At 64.1% G+C, this 7,224-nt stretch carries 6 protein-coding genes; 3 read left to right on the plus strand and 3 right to left on the minus strand.

What is annotated here, in order from left to right; genetic code table 11:
• Positions 1–34: 34 nt before the first annotated feature.
• Positions 35–1,206, minus strand: a protein-coding gene (locus CWC60_RS04450) for an IS3 family transposase (protein WP_109792214.1) whose coding sequence is annotated in 2 segments (ribosomal slippage) — positions 35–942 and positions 942–1,206 — 1,173 coding nt in all. Because the reading frame shifts where the segments join, the coding sequence is not laid out codon by codon here.
• Between the two features lie 40 nt (positions 1,207–1,246).
• Entirely contained in the window at positions 1,247–1,759 is a 513-nt protein-coding gene (locus CWC60_RS04455) for a Clp protease/crotonase-like domain-containing protein (protein WP_206419763.1), read from the minus strand.
• A gap of 421 nt (positions 1,760–2,180) precedes the next feature.
• On the opposite strand from CWC60_RS04455, the gene CWC60_RS04460 reads away from it, so the two are divergent.
• A complete protein-coding gene (locus CWC60_RS04460; protein WP_109792803.1) occupies positions 2,181–3,104 on the plus strand; it encodes an SMP-30/gluconolactonase/LRE family protein in 924 nt (307 codons plus the stop codon).
• Between the two features lie 150 nt (positions 3,105–3,254).
• Positions 3,255–4,145, plus strand: coding sequence for a TIGR03619 family F420-dependent LLM class oxidoreductase (locus tag CWC60_RS04465; RefSeq protein WP_164516360.1), 891 nt, complete (start codon positions 3,255–3,257; stop codon positions 4,143–4,145).
• A gap of 61 nt (positions 4,146–4,206) precedes the next feature.
• Here the strand turns inward: CWC60_RS04465 and CWC60_RS04470 are convergent, their stop codons facing one another.
• Positions 4,207–5,349, minus strand: a complete 1,143-nt coding sequence (locus CWC60_RS04470; protein WP_109792805.1) for an acyl-CoA dehydrogenase family protein — start codon at positions 5,347–5,349, stop codon at positions 4,207–4,209.
• Positions 5,350–6,018: 669 nt separating this feature from the next.
• Here CWC60_RS04470 and CWC60_RS04475 point away from each other — a divergent pair.
• A protein-coding gene (locus CWC60_RS04475) for an IS3 family transposase (protein WP_109792214.1) occupies positions 6,019–7,190 on the plus strand; the annotation gives its coding sequence in 2 pieces (ribosomal slippage) (positions 6,019–6,283 and positions 6,283–7,190; 1,173 coding nt in all).
• The last annotated feature ends 34 nt before the right edge of the window (positions 7,191–7,224 follow it).

Here is a 7,224-nt window from a genome sequence, read left to right on the forward strand (position 1 = left end):
TGACCAGCCCCCAGCGATTGGTCCGGGTGGAATGTTAGTGCATGGGCGGCTTTGCCGCCAAGCCGGCCGGCTGGTGAAGCGGAGCGGAGCCTGACGGCCAGCCTGGCGGAATGATGACCTCCGGCGCCGGTGGTCGGTAGCCGAGACGGCTGTGCGGTCGGATCGTGTTGTAGTGACGGCGCCATTGTTCGATGACCACCTGCGCCTCCTTCAGCGTGTAGAAGATTTCCCCGTCGAGCAGCTCGTCCCGGAACCGGGCATTGAAGCTCTCGATAAAGCCGTTCTCCCAGGGTGACCCCGGCTCGATGAACGCCGTTCTGGCGCCCACCGCTGATATCCAGCGCCGCACGGCCTCGGCGACGAACTCGGGGCCATTGTCGGAGCGAACGAAGGCCGGTGGACCGCGGAGAATGAACAGGTCCGTCAGGACGTCGATCACATCGACCGACGAGAGCTTCCGGCGAACCCGGATCGCCAGGCTCTCGCGCGTGAACTCGTCCAGCACGTTCAAGGTCCGGAAGGTCCGGCCATCATGTGTCCGGTGGTGGACGAAGTCATAGGACCAGACATGGTTGGGCCGTTCTGCCCGCAGCCGCATGCAGGATCCGTCGCCCAGCCACAGCCGCCGCCTCTTCGGCTGCCGGGCCGGTACCTTCAACCCCTCGCGCCGCCAGAGGCGCTCGACCCGCTTGTCGTTGATCTGCCAGCCGGCCTCCCGAAGCAAGGCCGCGATCCGGCGATAGCCGTATCGGCCATACTGACGGGCCAGCTCGATCATGTCCGCCACCAGCCGGGCCTCGTCATCACGTCCACGCGGGAGATGGCGCTGCGTGGAGCGGTGCTGGCCGAGAACCCGGCAGGCCCGGCGCTCCGATATCCGGAGACGCCGGCGGACATGATCGATGCAACGTCGGCGACGCGAGGGGCTCAGAAGTTTCCCTTCGCAGCTTCACTCAGAATCTGCTTGTCCAGGGTCAGGTCGGAGACCGCCCGGCGCAGCCGCTCGTTCTCCTTCTCGAGCTCCTTCAGACGCCGCAGCTGATCGCCGCTCATGCCGCCATATTCCCTGCGCCATCGGTAGAAGGTGACTTCGCTGATACCCAGCTGCCGGATCGCATCCGCCATCGACATGCCCTGGCTGTGCAGGACGTCCGCCTGGCGGAGCTTGCCCACGATCTCCTCAGGCTTGTGACGCTTCCTTGCCATCTTTGATCCTCCTTGTTCCAAAACATCAGGATGGACCAATTCAATGGGGGAGGCTCACGGTCTCGCCGTCTTCAGACGGTTTCTGCGGCTCGTCCTTCGACGAAGGTAGGCCCGGCAGGCCGCCACCGCCGATCTGCACCGGCGTTGCCGCGCCGATGTTGGTGCCCGGTGCCATGGCGGCGAGGGGGGTGGCGTACAGGATGTAGGTACCAGCCGAGGCGGCGTGCGCGCCCGGCGGTGCGACATAGCCGATGACCGGCACTTCGGAGGACAGGATTCGGGCAATGACGTCGCGCATGCTGGTGGCGAGGCCGCCCGGAGTGTCGAGCCGCAGGACGAGCACTTCGGCGTCGCGCTGCTGCGCCGTGTCGACTGCGCGGGAGACGAAATGCGCTGTGCCGGGACCGATTGGTCCGTCCACCACCGCAAGTAGCGCCAGCGGGCGGTCGGATTCGGACGCCTGGGTCCAGCCGGCGCCCGCTGCCGCGGCGAGTATCGCAACGTACAGCAGAAAACGGCGCATTGTCGCGTGAACGCGCACAATCGCCTCCATTGATGTATCTAGTCGGGGATTTCCCATAGGGCCTCTTCCGACGAAGTTTAGCGTGACTCAGAGTGGCTCGGCGGGCAACCCGACGGCGTTTGGGAACGGCGACCATGTGAATTGAATCGGATTGCGCGCCTATTGATCGCCGTCGCATCCGATATTGCCGGTCGAGCCATGTTGCGGACGTCCTTGGGGCGGTCTGACGACCGCGCACTTGAACAAATGGGCGAGACTCCATTGCAGCACCTTGTTGGCGGCAGCCATATCAGGCAGCGGTAGCGCCCGACTTCGAGAAACCCGTATATCCCGGGCAAGACAAACGCCACATCGCCACGGAAGGCACTGTCAGAGCAAACTCGCTCCGCTCCCGGTAAGCTGTATGATTGCGGGAGCGTTCCCGTCTGGGCGGAGCAGGAGAGCGGTGTCCATGATTGAATTCGTCGAGGTCACGTCAGGCCTGCAGTTCCCCGAAGGACCGATCTGTATGGCCGATGGTAGTGTCATCCTGGTCGAGATCGCCCGCGGCACACTGAGCCGCGTCACCCCGGACGGCCGTATCGATGTCATCGCAGAAACCGGCGGCGGCCCCAACGGCGCGGCGATCGGGCCCGACGGCAAATGCTACATCTGCAACAATGGTGGCTTCTCCTGGAGCCGCGAGGGCCCTGACGGCGAGTACATGCGCCCAACCGGGCCGGCACCCGGTTACAGCAATGGCTGGATCGAACGGGTCGACCTCGATACCGGCGAGGTGGAGGTTCTCTACGAAACTTGCGACGGCCATCCGCTGCAGGGCCCCAACGACATCGTTTTCGATTCCGACGGCGGGTTCTGGTTCACCGATCTCGGCAAGCGGCATCCGCGTCGGATCGATCTCGGCGGCGTCTACTATGCCAGGGCCGACAGCAGCGAGATCCGGGAAGTTGTCCATCCGTTGATCACGCCGAACGGCATCGGTCTCTCGCCCGACGGCAAACGACTCTACGTGGCCGAAACCGAACCGGCGCGCGTGCTGGCCTGGGATGTGACGGCGCCGGGCGAGCTTCGTATGGACCCCTGGCCCGCCCATGGCGGCGGCGACGTACTCGCGGCACCTGAAGGCTATCAGCGTTATGATTCTCTCGCCGTCGAGGCGAACGGCAACATCTGCGTCGCAACCCTGATCCGCGGCGGCATCACGATCATCAGCCCCGACGGAAGCTCTGTCGAACACCTCGGCCTGCCCGATCCCATGACAACAAATATCTGTTTTGGTGGTGCCGATCTCGAGAAGGCCTTCATCACGCTGTCGGCGACAGGCCGGCTTGTTGCCTGCGACTGGCCACGCCCGGGCGCAGCGCTCGCTTTCTAAACAATCAAGTGACCACCCCCTGGACTTCAGCCGGTCTATGGTCCGGGTTTCATGCGGGACAGCCAGTCGACCCTTGAGTTGACGGGAGTTAGCCCTCGAGGGCCAACGCGTTTACCCTTGGCATCGTTGTCGCATCGGGGAGGAGCCGCCATGAAATTCGGTTACATGTGCATGAACTCGGCCTACGGCATCCGGCCGGCTCGGCTGGCCGCGGAACTCGAGCAGCGCGGCTTCGATTCCTTCTGGGTGCCCGAACACAGCCACATCCCCGTCGACCGCACCTCGCCCTTCATCACGGGCGGTGAGCTGCCTGAAGGCTATCTGCACATGATGCATCCCATGGTCTCGCTGGCCTCCGCGGCGTCAGCAACGACGCGGCTGAAGCTCGGGACCGGCGTCTGCCTGCTTCTTCAGCACACGCTGCCGGACCTCGCCATGCAGACCGCGACGCTCGATGTAGTCAGCGACGGGCGGCTGGAGTTCGGCGTCGGCGTCGGCTGGAACGCCGAGGAACTGGCCGACCATCGCCCCGAACTGCCCTTCCGCCAGCGCTATTCGGCGATGCGCGAAAGGATCGACGCGCTCCGGACGATCTGGCGCGACGAGATTGCATCCTTCGAAGGCAAGTACGAGAAGCTCTCGTCATCCTGGGTCTATCCCAAACCTGTCCGCGGTAGGATCCCGATCTTGCTCGGCAACTTCGGACCCGTTGGCATCGCCCACGCCGCCGCGTGCGCCGACGAGTGGATGCCGATCGACCACATGCTGAAGGGCACAGACGGCAAACCTGACGTGGCCGGGCGGATCGGGGAATTCCGTGCCGAGCTGGAAAAGAATGGCCGCGACCCTTCGACGGTGCCGATCTCGCTCTTCATGTTCTCGCGACCCACGCCCGATCGGATTGAGCGCTACGCCGCGCTCGGCGTCCATCGCCTGATCGTCTCGCCGCCGCACGCGAACCTGCAGGACGCAGACTTCACGCTCCGCCACCTCGACGATCTTGACAACATCGTCCGCGACTTCGGCGCTGCCGTCGGCTGAGGCCCCGTCACACGCGCCCCGGGCCCGCGTCGGAAAAGAGCGGAACGCTGCGGCGGTCCCGTTAGAGGTCCAGCCCGTCCAGGGTACGAGAAATCATCATCCTCTGAACTTCTGACGTTCCCTCGTAGATCTGGTAGACGCGCACGTCGCGATAGATCTTCTCCACGGGGAAGTCGTTCAGGAAACCATAGCCGCCATGGATCTGGATGGCCTCGGACGCGACCCGCTCTGCCATTTCGGAGGCGAAGAGCTTGGCCATGGATGCCTCGCGCGCGCAATCCACACCGCGGTCCTTCAGCATTGCGGCATGCAGATAGAGCTGTCGGGCGGCCTCCACCTGTGTCGCCATATCGGCCAGTTTGAAGGCTACGGCCTGATGTTCGATGATCTTGCGGCCGAACGTCTCCCGCTCTCGCGCATAGGCAATGGCCGCCTTCAGCGCCGCGCGGGCTCCGCCTGTGGACTGTGCCGCCGCACCGATGCGACCGGCGGACAGATTGGCGAGCGCAATTCCGAGGCCGCGTCCGGGCGCGCCCAGCAAGTCGGAGTTCGGGACCACCATGTCTTCGAATACCACCTGGCAGGTATCGTTGGTTCGATGGCCGAGCTTCCGTTCCTTCGCAATGACCTTGTAGCCAGGATTGTCGGTCGGTGTGACGAAGGTGCTGATCCCGCGCTTGCCGGCTTCGGGATCGGTGACAGCGACGATCATGGCCAGGTCGGCGCTGGCGCCGGCCGTGATGAACGCCTTGTGCCCGTTCAGCCGGTAGACGTCTCCGTCGGCGACCGCCCGGGTGCGGATGGCCGCTGCGTCGCTGCCGGTGTGCGGTTCGGTCAGATGGATGCAGCCGAGCCATTCGCCGGAAGTGATCCTGGAGAGGTACTCCTTCTTCTGGCGTTCACTGCCATGCTCGGCCAATGCGGTTCCCACGGGTGAGTTGTTGGCCGCCATCATGTTCGACAGGCCACCGTCGGCCGCAGCGATTTCCTCAATGGCCAGAACGTAGGAGACGAAATCGGCGCCGGCGCCGCCATAGGCAGGATCGATGGTAACGCCCATCAGGCCCGCTTGCGCCATCTTCCACAGCACCTCGCGCGGCGCACCTTCGGCGCGATCCCATTCGGCGGCGAATGGCGCGATATCCCGCTCCGCGAACGCTCTTGCAGTCGCCTGAATTTGCCGCTGAGCCTCATTTAGCTGCATATGCCATCTCCCCTCGCCCTTCTCATGACAATCATTGCCCGGGCCGGCATCCCGATCCAGCCAAGTGCATCGTTCAGACAGGTCTCTCAGCGGACGCCAGGCAAGTGTACGGTCGCCCCGGTGGCATCGCTTCGATCCGATCTTCGCGGCAGAACCTCGAAAGCCACGGCAGAACGTAGCTCAGTTACCCGTCCGGGCCTTTGAAACTCTTTGAAACTCTGCTTCGAACTACCTCTCCGCTAGGCAACAAGACGTCGCCGACTTCTTGCTTGTTGAACGGCGTGTCCATCAAGCGGAGCTCCACGAAATCTGCCCGAAGCCAGGGTGAGATGCTGCTTGTCGAAGTCTGACTGGATTTCTTGATTGCCACAGCAAAGGCGTCGGCAGCGATGGCACGGGCTGTCGATTCGCTGGGAGCTGATACATAGCAGCGCCCGCAATAGCTGCTGCTCTGCCAGAATGGATGGCCGCGATTGTCGGCCTTTGGATCGAGGACATAAACAGCCAAAAACCTCTCCCCTGATCCCGCCCTGTTACCGCGTGGCCAGCCACTAGTCGACCGTGAAAACCGTCCGCACGGGCCTGTGGTCACTCCTGTCGGCGTCGTCCTTGTGAGCCTCCCCCATTGAATTGGTCCATCCTGATGTTTTGGAACAAGGAGGATCAAAGATGGCAAGGAAGCGTCACAAGCCTGAGGAGATCGTGGGCAAGCTCCGCCAGGCGGACGTCCTGCACAGCCAGGGCATGTCGATGGCGGATGCGATCCGGCAGCTGGGTATCAGCGAAGTCACCTTCTACCGATGGCGCAGGGAATATGGCGGCATGAGCGGCGATCAGCTGCGGCGTCTGAAGGAGCTCGAGAAGGAGAACGAGCGGCTGCGCCGGGCGGTCTCCGACCTGACCCTGGACAAGCAGATTCTGAGTGAAGCTGCGAAGGGAAACTTCTGAGCCCCTCGCGTCGCCGACGTTGCATCGATCATGTCCGCCGGCGTCTCCGGATATCGGAGCGCCGGGCCTGCCGGGTTCTCGGCCAGCACCGCTCCACGCAGCGCCATCTCCCGCGTGGACGTGATGACGAGGCCCGGCTGGTGGCGGACATGATCGAGCTGGCCCGTCAGTATGGCCGATACGGCTATCGCCGGATCGCGGCCTTGCTTCGGGAGGCCGGCTGGCAGATCAACGACAAGCGGGTCGAGCGCCTCTGGCGGCGCGAGGGGTTGAAGGTACCGGCCCGGCAGCCGAAGAGGCGGCGGCTGTGGCTGGGCGACGGATCCTGCATGCGGCTGCGGGCAGAACGGCCCAACCATGTCTGGTCCTATGACTTCGTCCACCACCGGACACATGATGGCCGGACCTTCCGGACCTTGAACGTGCTGGACGAGTTCACGCGCGAGAGCCTGGCGATCCGGGTTCGCCGGAAGCTCTCGTCGGTCGATGTGATCGACGTCCTGACGGACCTGTTCATTCTCCGCGGTCCACCGGCCTTCGTTCGCTCCGACAATGGCCCCGAGTTCGTCGCCGAGGCCGTGCGGCGCTGGATATCAGCGGTGGGCGCCAGAACGGCGTTCATCGAGCCGGGGTCACCCTGGGAGAACGGCTTTATCGAGAGCTTCAATGCCCGGTTCCGGGACGAGCTGCTCGACGGGGAAATCTTCTACACGCTGAAGGAGGCGCAGGTGGTCATCGAACAATGGCGCCGTCACTACAACACGATCCGACCGCACAGCCGTCTCGGCTACCGACCACCGGCGCCGGAGGTCATCATTCCGCCAGGCTGGCCGTCAGGCTCCGCTCCGCTTCACCAGCCGGCCGGCTTGGCGGCAAAGCCGCCCATGCACTAACATTCCACCCGGACCAATCGCTGGGGGCTGGTCA

It is taken from the genome of Minwuia thermotolerans, assembly GCF_002924445.1.
GTDB lineage: Bacteria > Pseudomonadota > Alphaproteobacteria > Minwuiales > Minwuiaceae > Minwuia > Minwuia thermotolerans.

Excerpts from the sequence above, each read along its gene's own strand:
- CWC60_RS04460 (WP_109792803.1), top strand. The coding sequence starts at position 2,181 with ATGATTGAATTCGTCGAGGTCACGTCAGGCCTGCAGTTCCCCGAAGGA.
- CWC60_RS04470 (WP_109792805.1), bottom strand. The coding sequence starts at position 5,349 with ATGCAGCTAAATGAGGCTCAGCGGCAAATTCAGGCGACTGCAAGAGCG.
- CWC60_RS04455 (WP_206419763.1), bottom strand. The coding sequence starts at position 1,759 with ATGGAGGCGATTGTGCGCGTTCACGCGACAATGCGCCGTTTTCTGCTG.
- CWC60_RS04465 (WP_164516360.1), top strand. The coding sequence starts at position 3,255 with ATGAAATTCGGTTACATGTGCATGAACTCGGCCTACGGCATCCGGCCG.